The organism is Variovorax sp. R-27 (assembly GCF_049913215.1).
Classification (GTDB): domain Bacteria; phylum Pseudomonadota; class Gammaproteobacteria; order Burkholderiales; family Burkholderiaceae_C; genus Variovorax.
In genome coordinates this window covers 3,171,271-3,186,752 of record NZ_CP183984.1, presented here as the reverse complement: position 1 = coordinate 3,186,752, position 15,482 = coordinate 3,171,271, and the positions used below count along the sequence as shown (strand labels likewise).

The 15,482-nt window shown below is 66.2% G+C and carries 14 protein-coding genes; 12 read left to right on the top strand and 2 right to left on the bottom strand.

Features of this window, described 5'->3' with window-relative positions; genetic code table 11:
• Nucleotides 1-136 precede the first annotated feature (136 nt).
• Nucleotides 137-469 (top strand): collagen-like protein, encoded by a 333-nt coding sequence (locus ACN9MV_RS14800; protein ID WP_307614042.1) that lies wholly within the window; start codon nt 137-139, stop codon nt 467-469.
• A gap of 27 nt (nt 470-496) precedes the next feature.
• On the opposite strand, the gene ACN9MV_RS14795 is transcribed toward ACN9MV_RS14800, so the two are convergent.
• On the bottom strand, nt 497-1,204 hold the full coding sequence (locus tag ACN9MV_RS14795) for a Crp/Fnr family transcriptional regulator (RefSeq protein WP_093074795.1): 708 nt from the start codon (nt 1,202-1,204) through the stop codon (nt 497-499).
• Nucleotides 1,205-1,323: 119 nt separating this feature from the next.
• Complete coding sequence (locus tag ACN9MV_RS14790) at nt 1,324-2,064, bottom strand: Crp/Fnr family transcriptional regulator (protein ID WP_426392899.1); 741 nt, start codon at nt 2,062-2,064, stop codon at nt 1,324-1,326.
• 224 nt (nt 2,065-2,288) lie between these two features.
• On the opposite strand from ACN9MV_RS14790, the gene ACN9MV_RS14785 reads away from it, so the two are divergent.
• The 11 genes from ACN9MV_RS14785 to ACN9MV_RS14735 all read left to right on the top strand — a co-directional run bounded on the left by ACN9MV_RS14785 (nt 2,289) and on the right by ACN9MV_RS14735 (nt 15,472).
• Nucleotides 2,289-3,413, top strand: coding sequence for a sensor histidine kinase (locus ACN9MV_RS14785; RefSeq protein ID WP_426392897.1), 1,125 nt, complete (start codon nt 2,289-2,291; stop codon nt 3,411-3,413).
• Between the two features lie 247 nt (nt 3,414-3,660).
• Nucleotides 3,661-4,647 carry a MurR/RpiR family transcriptional regulator gene (locus tag ACN9MV_RS14780; RefSeq protein ID WP_426392895.1) on the top strand — a complete coding sequence of 329 codons (987 nt, stop codon included), beginning with the start codon at nt 3,661-3,663 and terminating at the stop codon, nt 4,645-4,647.
• Complete coding sequence (locus ACN9MV_RS14775) at nt 4,644-5,612, top strand: isoaspartyl peptidase/L-asparaginase family protein (RefSeq protein ID WP_426392894.1); 969 nt, start codon at nt 4,644-4,646, stop codon at nt 5,610-5,612. The genes ACN9MV_RS14780 and ACN9MV_RS14775 overlap by 4 nt, the downstream gene beginning before the upstream one ends.
• Nucleotides 5,613-5,651: 39 nt before the next feature.
• A complete protein-coding gene (locus tag ACN9MV_RS14770; RefSeq protein ID WP_426392893.1) occupies nt 5,652-7,529 on the top strand; it encodes a dipeptide ABC transporter ATP-binding protein in 1,878 nt (625 codons plus the stop codon).
• A 78-nt stretch (nt 7,530-7,607) separates the two neighbouring features.
• Entirely contained in the window at nt 7,608-9,161 is a 1,554-nt protein-coding gene (gene gsiB / locus ACN9MV_RS14765) for a glutathione ABC transporter substrate-binding protein GsiB (RefSeq protein ID WP_258355171.1), read from the top strand.
• A 47-nt stretch (nt 9,162-9,208) separates the two neighbouring features.
• A complete protein-coding gene (gene gsiC / locus ACN9MV_RS14760) occupies nt 9,209-10,129 on the top strand; it encodes a glutathione ABC transporter permease GsiC (RefSeq protein ID WP_426392891.1) in 921 nt (306 codons plus the stop codon).
• Nucleotides 10,130-10,139: 10 nt separating this feature from the next.
• Nucleotides 10,140-11,066, top strand: coding sequence for a glutathione ABC transporter permease GsiD (gene gsiD / locus ACN9MV_RS14755; RefSeq protein ID WP_093054511.1), 927 nt, complete (start codon nt 10,140-10,142; stop codon nt 11,064-11,066).
• Between the two features lie 15 nt (nt 11,067-11,081).
• Nucleotides 11,082-12,164 (top strand): P1 family peptidase, encoded by a 1,083-nt coding sequence (locus ACN9MV_RS14750; protein ID WP_354336042.1) that lies wholly within the window; start codon nt 11,082-11,084, stop codon nt 12,162-12,164.
• A gap of 14 nt (nt 12,165-12,178) precedes the next feature.
• Nucleotides 12,179-12,997: a M55 family metallopeptidase gene (locus ACN9MV_RS14745; protein WP_093174011.1), complete on the top strand. Its 819-nt coding sequence runs from the start codon at nt 12,179-12,181 to the stop codon at nt 12,995-12,997.
• A gap of 304 nt (nt 12,998-13,301) precedes the next feature.
• The gene (locus ACN9MV_RS14740; protein ID WP_426392888.1) at nt 13,302-15,080 is read left to right on the top strand and encodes a nitrite/sulfite reductase; all 1,779 of its coding nucleotides are present in this window, start codon (nt 13,302-13,304) and stop codon (nt 15,078-15,080) included.
• The gene (locus ACN9MV_RS14735) at nt 15,077-15,472 is read left to right on the top strand and encodes a DUF934 domain-containing protein (protein ID WP_093054503.1); all 396 of its coding nucleotides are present in this window, start codon (nt 15,077-15,079) and stop codon (nt 15,470-15,472) included. Before ACN9MV_RS14740 ends, ACN9MV_RS14735 begins: the two co-directional genes overlap by 4 nt.
• The last annotated feature ends 10 nt before the right edge of the window (nt 15,473-15,482 follow it).

Below are 15,482 nucleotides of genomic sequence, written 5' to 3'. Positions count from 1 at the left end.
GGATTTTGACGGCTGGGCTGCCGGGCGGTTCGCACCTATGCGCGGTGCCGAACAGACGCAATACGCGCTGGCAGTCATTGTGGCCGGCGTAGCCTCTATTCGAGCTGCGCGCACTCCAACACCACAAGGAACCACCATGAAGAAATATCTACTCCCGCCCATCCTGTTGCTCGCCCTGCTTGGTGCATCTGCCTGCACCGGCCCGATGGGTCCTCAAGGCAACACGGGCAACACCGGAAGCACCGGCTACACAGGCGCCACGGGCGCGAGGGGAAATACCGGCAACACAGGGAACACTGGCGCCACAGGCGACACCGGGAGTACTGGCAACACCGGCGCCACAGGGGAAACCGGCAATCAGGGAAATACCGGCAACACGGGCAATACCGGCGCAACGGGCGCCAGAGGCAACACCGGCAGCACTGGCACCGGCAGCGGAACCGTTGTCGTGGTTCCGGCCGCACGCTGATGCACTGACCAACACACCAGCCAGCAGCTATGCGATCAGATGCGCATAGCTGCGCCGGTTGGCCCGGTAGCAGTCGCACGCCGCGTTCTCCAGACCTTCGCGATCGGTGATCGTGATGACCCCCCGCCGATAGTCGATCAGCCGCCGCGTGTGCAGCGCCGTCGCGGCGTTGGTGATGCCGACCCGGCGCACACCCAGCATGCGGCCCAGCACTTCATGCGTAAGCGCAAGGTGCGTGGAATGCGCGCAGTCCTGCGTGGTCAAGAGCCAGCGCGCCAGGCGCTCCTCGATCAGGTGGAAGCGGTTGCACAGGCCCGAACGGCCAAACTCCATCAAGAGCACGCAAACGTAGCGATTGAGGATGCGCTTGAGCTTCGAGTTCTGCTCCAGCTCCTGCGCGAACGATTGCGCGGTCAGCCGCCACGCCATGCCCGCGCCCTGCACCAGCGCCCGCAGCGGCGCGCTCTGCACGTCCAGCGACAGCTCGTAGCCCAGGGCGCCCTCGTTGCCCACCATGCCCGTCTGCAGGCCGTCATGGCCGTCCGCGGTCGACACCAGCGAGACGAACGCGCTCGTCGGGAAGTGGATGTGATGAATGACATCGCCCGGCTCGTAGAGGATCTGCGCCGTGGCCAGCTGCACGCTGTCGCAGCGCTCGAGCAGGTGCGCACGGTCTGCGAGCGGCAGCGCCTCGAGCAGGCGATTGAGAACGGGGCGGGTCGGGGCTGATGTCACGGAACCGCCTGTTGGGAAGAGTCAATCAGCGCGGAAATGCGCAACCGGGCGCATTGTTGCCGAGGGGCCCTCTCGCGTCTGTGCGCAGGCGCACCAAATGCGGCCCGGCCGCCGCCGGCTCAGGTCGCGGGCTGGCGAGGCAGCAGGCGATCCGTCTCACGCTTCACGACCTCATAGCACTCGCACACCTGCTTCTCCAGACCCGGGCGGTCCAGCACCGTGATGTGCCCGCGCGAATACTTGATGAGATTCAGGCGCTGCAGCTTGCCGGCAGCCTCGGTCACGCCTTCGCGCCGCACGCCGAGCATGTTGGCGATCAGCTCCTGCGTCATCACCAGCTCGTTGCCCGGGAGCCTGTCGAGGCTCAGCAGCAGCCAGCGACACAGCTGCTGTTCCAGCGAGTGGTGCCGGTTGCAGACGGCCGTCTGCGACATCTGCGTGATGAGCGACTGGGTGTAGCGCAGCAGCAGATGCAGCAGCGGCCCGCCGTTGTCGGTCAACTGCTTGATGTGCCCGGCGCTCAGGCGAAATGCATTCCCCGCGCTCTGCACCACGGCGCGGTTGGGCGTGCTGCCCCCGCCCATCAGCAGCGACACGCCCACCATTCCCTCGAACCCCACAACGGCGATCTCGGCCGACTGCCCGTTTTCCAGCACGTACAGCAGCGAGACGATGCAATCGACCGGGAAATACACGTACTGCTGGACCACGCCCGATTCGTAGAGCACCTGCCCCAGCTTGAGCGGCACCAGCTCAAGGAGCGGCATCAGGCCCGTCAGCACCTCCGGCGGCATCACCTCCAGCAGGCTATTGCGCGCCACGGCTGCGCGCGAAGAAGACGGGGGTGGGGACGATGCCATGTGGGGAGGAGATTCCAAAGTGCCCATCATTTTGCGGCCGATGCCCCGGCGTCTGTGCGCTTGCGCACACAGGGGTGCGCGTGCCGGCACTCCGCGTATGTGCGATGCCGCACAGACAACTCGTCCGTGGGCGGCTAACGATGGGCGGTACGCCTTCCAAGCGGAAGCAGAAGCAGGCGGCATTCATTGAATGAACCAGGCGAAAGCCATCGAGGTCCCGGAACATGCGCAACTTTCTCGCCAATAACCGGGAAGAGCTGGTTTCACGGTGCAAGTCGAAGGTTGCACTGAGGCCCTGGCGAGCCGCCACCGAACATCAACTGGCGAACGGCATCCCGTTGTTCCTCGAGCAGTTGATAAGAACCTTTGCCGCCGAAGAAGACGACAAACCTGCCGAGCGCATCAGGATCTCGGGACCGTCGAGCGGAGACTCGCCTACCTTGTCGGAAATGGGTGTTGCCGCCACGGCCCATGGCAGTGAGCTGCTGAAGCTGGGGTACACGGTCGACCAGGTCGTTCACGACTATGGCGACCTCTGCCAGGCGATCACGGACCTGGCCTTCGAGCGCAACGCCCCGTTCGCAGTGTCGGAATTCCGGACCTTGAACCGGTGCCTGGACAACGCCATTGCCGACGCGGTCACCGAGTTCAGCTTTCAGCGCGATACGCAAATCGCCCGTCAGCAGAGCCTGGACGCGACGGAGCGTTTCGGCTTCCTGGTTCACGAGCTGCGCAATGCTCTCGGGACGGCAACCCTTGCGATTCACGCTCTTGAACTCGGCAACATGACAGTGGGCGGCGCCACCGGGAGCGTGCTGAAGCGCAGCCTGTCTTCGATGGCCACATTGATCAGCGGGGCGCTCGCCGAAGTTCGCAGCGGCGCGCCCGAACTGCGGCAGACATTTTCCGTGGCCCTGCTCATCAAGGACGCCGAAACCGCGGCCCAGCTCGTTGCCAGCGCCGCGGGTTGCGCCTTCGAGGTGTCACCCGTCGACTCCCTGCTGGCCATCCGGGGAAACCGGGAGCTGCTGCTTGCTGCATTGGCGAACCTGCTGCAGAACGCATTCAAGTTCACACACCCGCACACCGACATCGCCTTGAAGGCCTATGAGCTTGGCGAGCACGTCCTGATCGAAGTCGAAGATCACTGCGGAGGGCTGCCGCCGGGAATCGCCGCCAAGATGTTCGCCCCCTTCAATCAGCACAGTCATGACCGGTCGGGCCTGGGCCTGGGGCTTTCCATCGCCCGCCAGAGCGTCGAGGCGGACTTCGGCACATTGACCGTGCGGGACGTGCCCGGCACCGGTTGCGTCTTCACGATCTCACTGCCGCGCCACTCGCTCCAGTGACCGTCAGTGCCGCCGAAGGTACGGCGCGCATCCGCGACATCAGGGGAAATCCCTAGACGCCCGTCCGCAACCCGCTCGGGCAGCCCCTCCACGAGCGAAACGCGTCGCGCATCGCCTCTTCAATGCCCCTCTGCCCCTGGCCCGTTACTTGCAAACTCGATCAAAAATGACAGAAAATTTTCTTATCTAACTTATATTTGTAAACTGGTTTTCAAAAACGCACGCTTTCGGGCACGTTGCACCCTTCATGAGCATCCTCGTCGACACCCCAGGCACCACCGTGGCCCAGCGCATTGCGCAGGCGCTGCCGCGGCTGTCGCGCTCGCACCGGCAGGTGGCCGACTACGTGCTGGAGCACCCGCTGCAGGTCGCCACGCTGCCCATCGACGAGCTCGCCGCCGCGGTGGGGGTGTCGGTCGCCACGGCCAACCGTTTTGCGCGCGCGCTGGAGTTCGATGGCTACGCCACCTTCCGTGCGGAACTGGTGCGCGGCTTCGAGCCGCTGGTGGCGCCGGTGGAACGCATGCGAGGCAACCTGGAGCGCCCGAGCACCGTGTCCGAGGTGTTCGCCACCGCGCTCGACGAGAGTCGCCGCAACATCGAAGCCACGCGCCAGACGCTGGACTACGCCGCCTGCGAAGCCGCGGTGGAGCGCATCGGCAAGGCGCGTTCGATCTACATCGGCGGCTTCGGCGCCAGCGCATGGCTCGCCGGCCTGCTGCAGCACGGGCTGGACGGCAGCTGCAACGACGTGCGCCTGCTCTCGGGCGTAAGCGGTGTCACCCATGCCGCGCGCACGCTGATGCACGCGGGTCCGCAGGACGTGTTCATCGGCCTGACCTTTCCGCGCTACCTGACGGACACCATTTCGCTCGCGCAGATCGCGCGCAGCCAGGGCTGCTCGGTGATCGCGCTGACCGACCGCCCCAGCTCGCCGCTGGCACCGCTGGCCGACGTGGCGCTCTATTGCCAGACCGAAACCAGCTACCGCCCGAACTGCGAGACCAGCGTGCTCGCGCTGATCGAGGCGCTGACCAGCGCGGTGTCGCTGCGCGCGCCCGACCCCGTGCAGTCGGCCGGCCGCATCCTGCAGGCGGTGCGGCCATGGCTGCACGGTGCCAACGGCCTGCCGCGCATCAACGGCACAGGCAACGGTGCTGCCGCTCTGCCCCATACATCCGATGCCCCCGCCCCCAGCGGCGCCGGCAGCAAGAAGAAGAAAGCCTCCCGATGACCCAGACTCATGTGCCCGTGATCGCCATCCACGGCGGCGCCGGCACCATCAGCGCCGCCACGACCAGCGCCGAACAGGCGCAGGCCTACCACGACGCGCTGAAAAACATCGTGGCTGCCGCGCAGGCCGCGCTGCTCAAGGGCGCATCCGCGCTCGACGCCGCCTGCCTCGCAGTCGAGATGCTCGAAGACTGCCCGCTCTTCAACGCCGGCCATGGCGCAGTGTTCACGCACGACGAAACCCATGAGCTCGACGCCGCAGTGATGGACGGCGCCACGCTCGCCGCCGGCGCCATTGCCGGCGTGTGCCGCGTCCGCCGCCCGGTGCGCGCCGCGCGCGCCGTGCTCGAAGACGGCTCGCATGTACTGTTGGCCGGCGCGGGCGCCGAGTCCTTTGCACGCGAACGCGGGCTGGAGATGGTCGAGCCCTCGTTCTTCTCCACCGAGGCGCGCCGCCAGCAGCTCTACCGCGTGCGCGACACCGGCCGCGTGGTGGTCGACCACGAAGGCGCGTCGATGGCGGCAGCAACGCCGCCGCTCGACGAAGACAAGAAGTTCGGCACCGTCGGCGCGGTCGCGCTCGACATGCACGGCCACCTGGCCGCCGCCACCTCCACCGGCGGCATGACCAACAAGCGCGTCGGCCGCGTCGGCGATTCGCCGCTGATCGGCGCCGGCACCTATGCCGACGACCGCACGGCCGCCGTGTCGTGCACCGGCAGCGGTGAGATGTTCATCCGCGTGGCGGCTGCGTACGACGTGTGCGCCCGCATGGCCTACGGCGGCGCCACGCTCGAAGCCGCCACGCATGCGGTGGTGCAGCAGTCGCTGCCGGCCATCGGCGGCACCGGTGGGCTGATCGCCGTCGACCGCCACGGCAATCTGAGCCTCGCCTTCAACACCGAAGGCATGTACCGCGGCCACGCGCGCGGCAACGAAGCGCCCCATACGGCCATCTTCGCCTGACAACGCATCGCCGCACGCCCCATTTTTCTTCGCACTCCCATGTCCACCCCTGCCCTCGCCCTGCCGGACGGCCGCGTTCTCGCCGTCGACGACCTCACCGTTCGCTTCTCGACTTCCGAGCGCACGGTCGATGCCGTGAAGAAGCTGTCCTTCCACGTCGACCATGGCGAAACGCTTGCGGTGGTGGGCGAATCGGGTTCGGGCAAGTCAGTGACTTCGCTCGCGCTGATGCGGCTCGTGGAGCACGGCGGTGGCCGCATCCTCGGCGGGAGCATGGCGTTCCGCCGCCGCAACGGCGAAGTGCTCGACCTCGCACAGGCCCGCGACAGCGCAATGCGCAACATCCGCGGCGCGGACATCGCGATGATCTTCCAGGAGCCGATGACATCGCTGAACCCGGTGTTCACTGCCGGCGAGCAGATCTCCGAGGCCATCCGCATCCACCAGGGCAAGAGCGACTCGGCCGCGCGCGCCGAAGCGCTGCGCATGCTGGAGCTGGTGCGCATTCCTGAAGCGCGCAACGTGCTCGACCGCTTTCCGCATCAACTCTCGGGCGGCATGCGCCAGCGGGTGATGATCGCTATGGCGCTGTCGTGCAAGCCTCAGCTGCTGATTGCCGACGAGCCGACCACCGCGCTCGACGTGACCATCCAGGCGCAGATCCTCCAGCTCATCCGCGAGCTGCAGAAAGAGATGCACATGGGCGTGCTCTTCATCACGCACGACATGGGCGTGGTCGCCGAGATTGCCGACCGCGTGCTCGTGATGTACCGCGGCGACAAGGTGGAAGCAGGCAGCTCCGACACCGTGTTCGCGGCGCCGCAGCACCCCTACACCCGCGCACTGCTATCGGCCGTGCCCAAGCTGGGCGCCATGCAGGGCACCGACCTGCCGGCTAAGTTCGAATTGCTGCGCACCGAGGCCAGTGCCGACGCCCAGCCCGTCGAAACGCCCACGCAGCAGGACACCGTGCGCCAGGACACCGGCCCCATTCTTCGCGTGCGCGACCTCGTCACGCGCTTCGACGTGCGCAGCGGCCTCTTCGGTCGCGTGAAGCGCCGCGTGCATGCGGTGGAAAAAATCAGCTTCGACCTGTACCCCGGCGAAACGCTGGCGCTGGTCGGCGAATCGGGCTGCGGCAAGTCGACTACCGGCCGCTCGCTGCTGCGCCTGGTCGAAAGCCAGAGCGGCGCCATCGAGTTCGGCGGCAAGAACATCCGCGAGCTGCCCACGCGCGAGCTGCAGGCGCTGCGCCGGAACATTCAGTTCATTTTTCAGGATCCGTTCGCCTCGCTCGATCCGCGCGTGACGGTGGGCTTCTCGATCATGGAACCGCTGCTCATCCACAACATCGCCAAAGGCGCCGAGGCGCAGCAGCGCGTTGACTGGCTGCTGCAGAAGGTCGGCCTGCCGCCCGAGGTGGCGCAGCGCTATCCGCACGAGTTCTCGGGCGGCCAGCGGCAGCGCATTGCCATTGCGCGTGCACTGGCGCTCAACCCGAAGGTTGTGGTGGCCGATGAATCGGTGTCGGCGCTCGACGTGTCCATTCAGGCGCAGATCGTCAACCTGATGCTCGACCTGCAACGCGAGCTGGGCGTGGCCTTCTTGTTCATCTCGCACGACATGGCGGTGGTCGAGCGCATCAGCCACCGCGTGGCCGTGATGTACCTGGGCCAGATCGTAGAGATCGGCCCACGCCGCGCGGTATTCGAGGCACCGCAGCACGCCTACACCCGCAAGCTGATGGCAGCGGTGCCGGTGGCCGACCCGTCGCGCCGCCACAAGCCGCGCGCGCTGCTCGAAGGCGAGATTCCCAGCCCCATCCGCGCGGTGGGCGACGAGCCCGATGTGCCGCCGCTGGTGCAGGTCGCGCCCGGGCATTTCGTTGCACGGCACGCCATCGGCGGCGCCTTCTGATCCTTTCCGATCGATCAACCGTTTTTTTCAACCCGCAGGCCCTCCTGCTTTTTTCCACGAACCGACTGGAGTTCTTCCATGACGCAATCTTCTTCCTCCCTGCGATGGGCATCCGCACTGCTGGGCCTGGCCGCGCTGGCCGCTTCGGGCACGGCACTGGCCGCGAAAGACGTGGTGCTCTCGATCGGCTACCAGCCGGAAACGCTGGACCCGTACAACACCAACACCACCATCACCACGGCAGTGACCAAGACCTTCTATGAAGGCCTGTTCCAGTTCGACAAGGACCTGAAGGTGCAGAACGTGCTCGCCGAGAGCTACGACGTGTCGAAGGACGGCCTGGTCTACACCATCAAGCTGCGCACCGGCGTGAAGTTCCACGACGGCACCGACTTCAACGCCGAGGCCGTGAAGTTCACGCTCGACCGCGTGCTGAACCAGGACAACAAGCTGCTGCGCTACAACCAGTTCAACCGCGTCGGCAAGGTCGAGGCGCTGAACCCGACGACCGTGCGCATCACGCTGAAGGAGCCCTTCGGCCCCTTCATCAACTCGCTGGCCCACGCCTCGGCCGCAATGATTTCGCCCACCGCGCTGAAGAAGTGGGGCAACAAGGACATCGCCTTCCACCCCGTGGGCACGGGCCCCTTCGAATTCGTCGAGTGGAAGCAGACCGAAGCCGTCAAGGCCAAGAAGTTCGACGGCTACTGGAAGAAGGGCTACCCGAAGATCGACACGGTCTCGTGGAAGCCGGTGCTCGAGAACAACACGCGCGCCGCGATGCTGCAGACCGGCGAAGCCGACTTCGCGTATCCCATTCCCTATGAGCAGGCCGACCTGCTGAAAAAGAGCGACAAGCTAGAAGTGGTGGCCACGCCGTCGATCATCACGCGCTTCCTGGCATTCAACATGCTGCAGAAACCCTACGACAACCCGAAGGTGCGCGAAGCCATCGGCTACGCCATCAACAAGGAAGCGCTGGCCAAGGTCGCGTTCGGCGGTTATGCCTTCCCCGCGCAGGGCATCGTGCCGCAGGGCGTGAAATACGCCGAGAAGATGGCTCCCATTCCCTACGACCTGAAGAAGGCCAAGGAGCTGATGAAGGAAGCCGGCTACCCCGACGGCTTCGAGTCGGTGCTGTGGAGCGCCTACAACAACACGACCAGCCAGAAGACGATCCAGTTCGTGCAGCAGCAGCTCGCGCAGATCGGCATCAAGCTGCAGGTGCAGGCGCTCGAAGTTGGCCAGCGCACCGAACAGGTGGATGCATGGCCCGATCCGAAGACGGCGAAGGTTCGCATGTACTACACGGGCTGGTCTTCGTCGACCGGTGAAGCCGACTGGGGCCTGCGCCCGCTGTTCGCCTCGGAAGCGTGGGCGCCCAAGCTGAACAACATGTCGTTCTACAAGAGCGAGGTGGTCGACAACGCGCTGGCCAAGGCGCTGGTGACGGTCGACGAAAAGGAACGTACCGCCCTCTACAAGACCGCACAGGACGAGATCCGCAAGGACCTGCCGCGCGTCCCGATGGTCACGGAGCAGAACCTGTCGGCGCATGCCAAGCGCCTCTCCGGCGTGTTCGTGATGCCTGACGGCAACATCAACATCGACGCAATCTCCGTAGCGAACTAAGCCTCGCCCCTCACCCGTCAGGGTGAGGGGTTGACCGCCTGCACCCCATGCTGAATTACTTTCTCAAACGACTGTTGGGCCTGATCCCCACGCTGCTCATCGTGGCGGTGCTGGTGTTCCTGTTCGTCCACATGCTGCCCGGCGACCCGGCGCGCCTTGCCGCCGGCCAGGAGGCCGACGAGCAGACCGTGGCCATGGTGCGCGCGGAGCTCGGGCTCGACAAGCCGCTGCCGCAGCAGTTCGTGAGCTTCTTCACCCACATGCTGCAAGGCGACTTCGGCACTTCCATTCGCACGCGGCGGCCGGTGTCGATGGAGATCGGCGAGCGCTTCTTCCCGACGGTGATGCTGACCATCACCAGCATGGTGTGGGCGGTGATCTTCGGCATGGGCATCGGCATCGTCTCGGCGGTGTACCGCAACAAATGGCCCGACCGGCTGGGCATGACGCTCGCCGTGTCGGGCATCTCTTTTCCCGCATTTGCACTCGGCATGCTGCTGATGCAGATCTTCTCGGTCCAGCTCGGCTGGCTGCCCACGGTGGGGGCCAGCAGCTGGAAACACTACATCCTGCCCTCGATCACGCTGGGCGCGGCCGTGGCGGCCGTGATGGCGCGCTTCACGCGGGCCTCGTTCGTCGAGGTGATCCAGGAAGACTTCGTGCGCACCGCGCGCGCCAAGGGCGTGCGCGAATCCAGCGTGGTGTTCAAGCACACGCTGCGCAACGCGCTGATTCCGGTGGTCACCATGATGGGCCTGCAGTTCGGCTTCCTGCTGGGCGGCTCCATCCTCGTGGAGGCGGTGTTCAACTGGCCCGGCCTCGGCCGCCTGCTGGTCGATGCCGTGCAGATGCGCGACTACCCCGTCATCCAGACGCTGGTGCTGCTGTTCTCGCTCGAATTCATTCTGATCAACCTGGTGGTGGATGTGCTGTACGGCTACATCAACCCGACCATTCGCTACAAGTGAGCAAGCAGCCATGACGCAAGCTTCCGGCGTGCCTGCCGAAACCCTCATTCCAACGACACCCGTCGCGGCCGTCCAGATCGCGGGCAAGGTCCGCACGCCCTGGGGCGAATGCTGGCGCCGCTTCAAGAAGCAGCCGGTGGGCATCGTCGCCGCGCTCTTCGTGCTGCTGCTGGTGTTCGTCGCGGTGTTCGCGCCGTGGATCGTGCCCTTCGACGCGGAGAACTTCTTCGACTACGACATGCTGAACACGGGGCCTTCGGCCACGCACTGGTTCGGCGTCGATCCGCTGGGCCGCGACATCTTCAGCCGCATCCTGATGGGTGCGCGCATCTCGCTGATGGCGGGCTTTCTCTCGGTGCTGGTGGGCGGCTTCGTGGGCACGGCCTTCGGCCTGCTGGCGGGCTACTACGAAGGCTGGTGGGACCGCATCGTGATGCGCGTCTCCGACGTGCTGTTCGCCTTTCCCGGCATCCTGCTGGCGCTGGGCGTGGTGGCCATCCTGGGCAGCAGCATGACCAACGTGGTGGTGGCCGTGTCGGTGTTCAGCGTGCCGGCGTTCGCGCGGCTCGTGCGCGGCAACACGCTGGTGCTGAAGCAGCAGACCTACATCGAGGCCGAGCGCAGCATCGGCGCTTCAGACTGGACCATCATCGTGCGGCACATCCTGCCGGGCACCATTTCGTCGATCGTGGTGTATTTCTCGATGCGCGTGGGCACCTCGATCATCACTGCCGCCAGCCTGTCGTTCCTGGGCATGGGCGCGCAGCCGCCGACGCCCGAATGGGGCGCGATGCTCAGCGAAGCCCGCGCCGACATGGTGACCTCGCCGCACGTGGCGCTGTTCCCCAGCCTGGCCATCTTCTTCACCGTGCTCGCCTTCAACCTGCTGGGCGATGCACTGCGCGACGCGCTCGATCCGAAGATCGACCGCCAGTAATTTCCGTTCTTCTTCATGTCTTCCAGCAAGCAGCAAGCCCCTCTCCCTTTCATCGGCAACCTGCTCCAGGGCGAACGCAACGCCATCACCGACGTCGCGGGCGTCACCGTGGGCCACCAGACGCTCAGCGATGGCCCCGTGCAGACGGGCGTGACGGTGATTCGCCCTCACGCCGGCGACCCGTTTCGCGACAAGGTGCCCGCGGCTGCCGTGGTGCTCAACGGCTTCGGCAAGAGCGTGGGCCTGGTGCAGGTGGCTGAGCTCGGCGTGCTCGAAACGCCGATTGCGCTGACCAACACGTTTTCGGTCGGCACCGTGGCCACGGCGCAGATCCGCCACTGCGTGGCCGACAACCCCGAGAGCGGACGCACGCTGCCCACGGTCAACCCGCTGGTGTTCGAGTGCAACGACGGCTTTCTGAACGACATCCAGCGCATGGCCGTGACCGAGGCCGACTACCTGCAGGCGCTGGCTGATGCCGGCGTCGACTTTGCGCAGGGCTCGGTCGGCGCGGGGCGCGGCATGTCGAGCTTCCAACTCAAAGGTGGCATCGGTAGCGCATCACGGCGGGTGTCGGCGCGCGAAGGCGGCTGCCATACCGTAGGCGCGCTAGTGCTGGCGAACTATGGACGCCAGCCGCAACTGGTGCTGGCCGGGCATTCGGTGGGCGACCGGCTGGCGAAGCTTCAGGCCGCGCGCAGCCTGCCGGCGGTGGACGAGGCCGAGAAGGGTTCGATCATCATCATCGTCGCCACCGACGCGCCGCTCGATGCGCGCCAGTTGCGCCGCCTGGCGCTGCGCGCGGGTGCCGGGCTGGCCCGCACGGGCTCGGTCTTCGGGCATGGCAGCGGCGACATCGTGCTGGCCTTTTCCACCGCCTACACCGTGCCCGACCGCGTCGAGCGGCCGATGCCGGCCGTGGCGATGCTGCACGACGGGCTGCTCGACGGCCTGTTCCAGGCCGCGGCAGACAGCACCGAGCAGGCGATCATCCATGCCCTGTGGCGCGCAACGCCCGTCACCGGGCGCGACGGCAACCACCGCGCCGCACTGGGCGACGTGCTGCCCGCCTCCGCCCTTCTTTCTACCCACGCCTGACTGCGAGCCGCTCCATGAAAGTCCTGATCTCCACAGACATCGAAGGCGTCGCCGGCGTCTATCACTCCGAGCAGGTGCGCCCGGGCAACCCCGAGTTCGAGCGCGCGCGCCTGCTGATGACGCAGGAAGCCAACGCAGCGATTGCCGGCGCCTTCGACGCAGGCGCCACCGAAGTGCTGGTGAACGACTCTCACGGCGGCTTTCGCAACATGCCGCCCGATGTGCTCGATGCGCGCGCCCGCGTCGTGCAGGGCAAGCCGCGCTACCTGAGCATGGTGGCGGGCGTGGAAGAAGGCGTGGACGCCGTTTGCATGGTCGGCTACCACTCGCGCGCGCAGGGGCGCGGCATCCTGGCGCACACGATCAACAGCTTTGCGTTTGCCGGCATCTCGCTCGGCGGGCAGGAACTGGGCGAGGCCGGGCTCTATGGAGCGCTGGCCGGCGAATACGGCGCGCCGGTGGTGATGGGCAGCGGCGACGACGTGTTCATCGCCGAGAACCGCCCGCTCTTTCCGCACGCGACATTCGTCGAGACCAAGAAGGCGACGGGCTGCACCAGCGGCATTTCGCTGTCGCCCGAGCAGTCGCGCCGGGCGATTCGTGCGGGAGTGGAAGAAGCGCTGGCCGCGCGTTCGAACGCGAAACCGCTCGTTTTCAAGGGGCCGCAGACCGTGACGCTGCGCACCCAGTCAACCGCGCTGGCCGACCTGTTCTGCCAGTGGCCGGCCTTCGAGCGCGTCGACGGCGTCACGCTGCGCTTCACCGCCGATACGGTGGAAGCGGCGGTGCGCATGCTGAACTGCTGCTCGGCAATGTCTTCGATGCTGCGCTGAGGCGCCAGCCCCCTCTTCAGGCCTGCATGGCGAAGCGGATGGCCGCGCGGCCAGGAACCCGCTCGCCCATCCGGGCCTTGTCCGGTTCCTAGAATTCCCGGGTCCGGCAACTCTTTTCCGGCCATCTCGCCTTATCCGGAATAAGCATCAAACCGTCCCGCAACCCGCATGGATGCTGGCGAATAAGCTTATCCGCATAAAGCGCGAACCAAAAAATAGTTTGTTTCCATAAGGCCGGCTTTCAGAATCTCGGCTTCTTGCTGGGGCGCTGGACGCACCGCACTTCAAGACATACGCACGCACGATGTACCAATACACAGAATTCGATCGCCAGTTCGTCCACCAGCGGGCTGCCCAATTCCGCGACCAGCTGGAGCGCTGGCAAAAGGGCAAGCTCGCCGAAGACGAGTTCCGCCCCCTGCGGCTGCAAAACGGCTGGTACGTGCAGCGCTACGCGCCGATGCTGCGCGTGGCCGTGCCTTACGGCGAACTCTCGAGCCGCCAGATCCGCGTGCTGGCCCGCATCGCCCGCGAATACGACGAGCCCGAAGCCGAGGTCTACAAGAAGGCCATCGAGACGCAGGGCCTGCTTGGCAGCCACAAGCTCCCGACCCACTACGCCCACTTCTCGACGCGCCAGAACGTCCAGTACAACTGGATTCCGCTCGCCAAGTCGGCCGACGTGATGGACCTGCTGGCTTCGGTCGACATGCACGGCATTCAGACCAGCGGCAATTGCATCCGCAACATCACGAGCGATGAGCGCGCCGGCATTGCCGTCGACGAAATCGCCGATCCGCGCCCGTTCGCGGAAATCATGCGCCAGTGGAGCACGCTGCACCCCGAGTTCGCGTTCTTGCCGCGCAAGTTCAAGATCGCCATTACCGGCGCCACTGAAGACCGTGCCGCCACCGGCTGGCACGACGTGGGCCTGCACGTGGTGCAGAACGAAGCGGGCGAAATCGGCTTTCGCGTGCAGGTGGGCGGCGGCATGGGCCGCACCCCCATCATCGGCACCGTGCTGCGCGAGTTCCTGCCGTGGCAGCAGATCATGAATTACCTCGAAGCGGTGATCCGGGTCTACAACCGCTATGGCCGCCGCGACAACATCTACAAGGCGCGAATCAAAATCTTGGTGAAGGCCGAAGGCCAGCGCTACATCGACGACGTCGACGCCGAGTACAAGCAGATCCTCGAGCACGACGGTGCGCCGCACACCATCACGCAGGAAGAGTACGACCGCGTGGCCGCCTCCTTCGTGCCGCCGACGCTGGCCACCCGCGTGCTGCAAAGCGCCGAGAAGACCGACGCCGAGCTGCGCGCCCACGCCGCCGACGACGTGCAGTTCGCCCGCTGGCTCGCCCGCAACGTGGCGCCGCACAAGAACCCTGCGCTGCGCGCCGTCACGCTGTCGTTCAAGCGCCTGAAGCAGGCGCCCGGCGACGCATCGGCCGACCAGCTCGACACGCTCGCGCAACTGGCCGACCGCTTCTCGGCCGGCGAAGCCCGCGTGACGCACGACCAGAACGTGGTGCTGCCCTGGGTGCATGCCGAAGACCTGCACGCGCTGTGGCTCGCCGCCCGCGCCGCCGGCCTCGCCAGCGCCAACGTGCACCTGCTGACGGACATGATCGCCTGCCCCGGCGGCGACTTCTGCGCGCTGGCCAATGCGCGCTCCATTCCCATCGCCGAAGCCATCACCGAGCGTTATCAAGACCTCGACGAGCTCGACGACCTGGGCGAGATCGACCTGCACATCAGCGGCTGCATCAACTCGTGCGGCCACCACCACAGCGGCCACATCGGCATCCTGGGCGTCGACAAGGACGGCAAGGAGTGGTACCAGGTCACCCTCGGCGGCTCCGACGGCTCCGAGCTCAGCGGCACGCCGCAGGCCGGCAAGGCTGTCGGCCCCTCGTTCTCGGCGGCCGAAGTGCCGGGCGTGATCGAGGCCGTGCTCACCACCTACCGCGACACCCGCGAAAGCGGCGAGAACTTCATCGACACGCTGCGCCGCGTAGGCCCGGACCCGTTCAAGGCCGCTGCCAACGGTGCACGTTTCAAGGTGGAGGAAGCAGCATGAACAAGAAACTCAACATCCTCTCGGCAGAAGAACACATCGACGACGGCGATCCGAAGGTTCTGCAACTGGCCAACGACGCCGACCCGCTCGCCATCGAGGTGTGCCTGGCCGACATCGAGCGCATCGACCTGAACTTTCCGAAGTTCACCGACGGCCGCGCCTACAGCCAGGCCTTCCTGCTGCGCCGCCGCCTGGGCTTCCAGGGCGACATCCGCGCCACGGGCGACGTGCTGATCGACCAGCTGGTGCAGATGGAACGCACCGGCTTCTCCAGCGCCGTGCTCAAGGAAGGCGTTGACGCCTCCGACGCGCAGCGCCAGTTCGACCGCTTCGCCGCCTTCTACCAGGGCGACGCGGTGCAGACCGCGCCGCACTTCGCGGCCGGCAACTGAGAGCGAATGG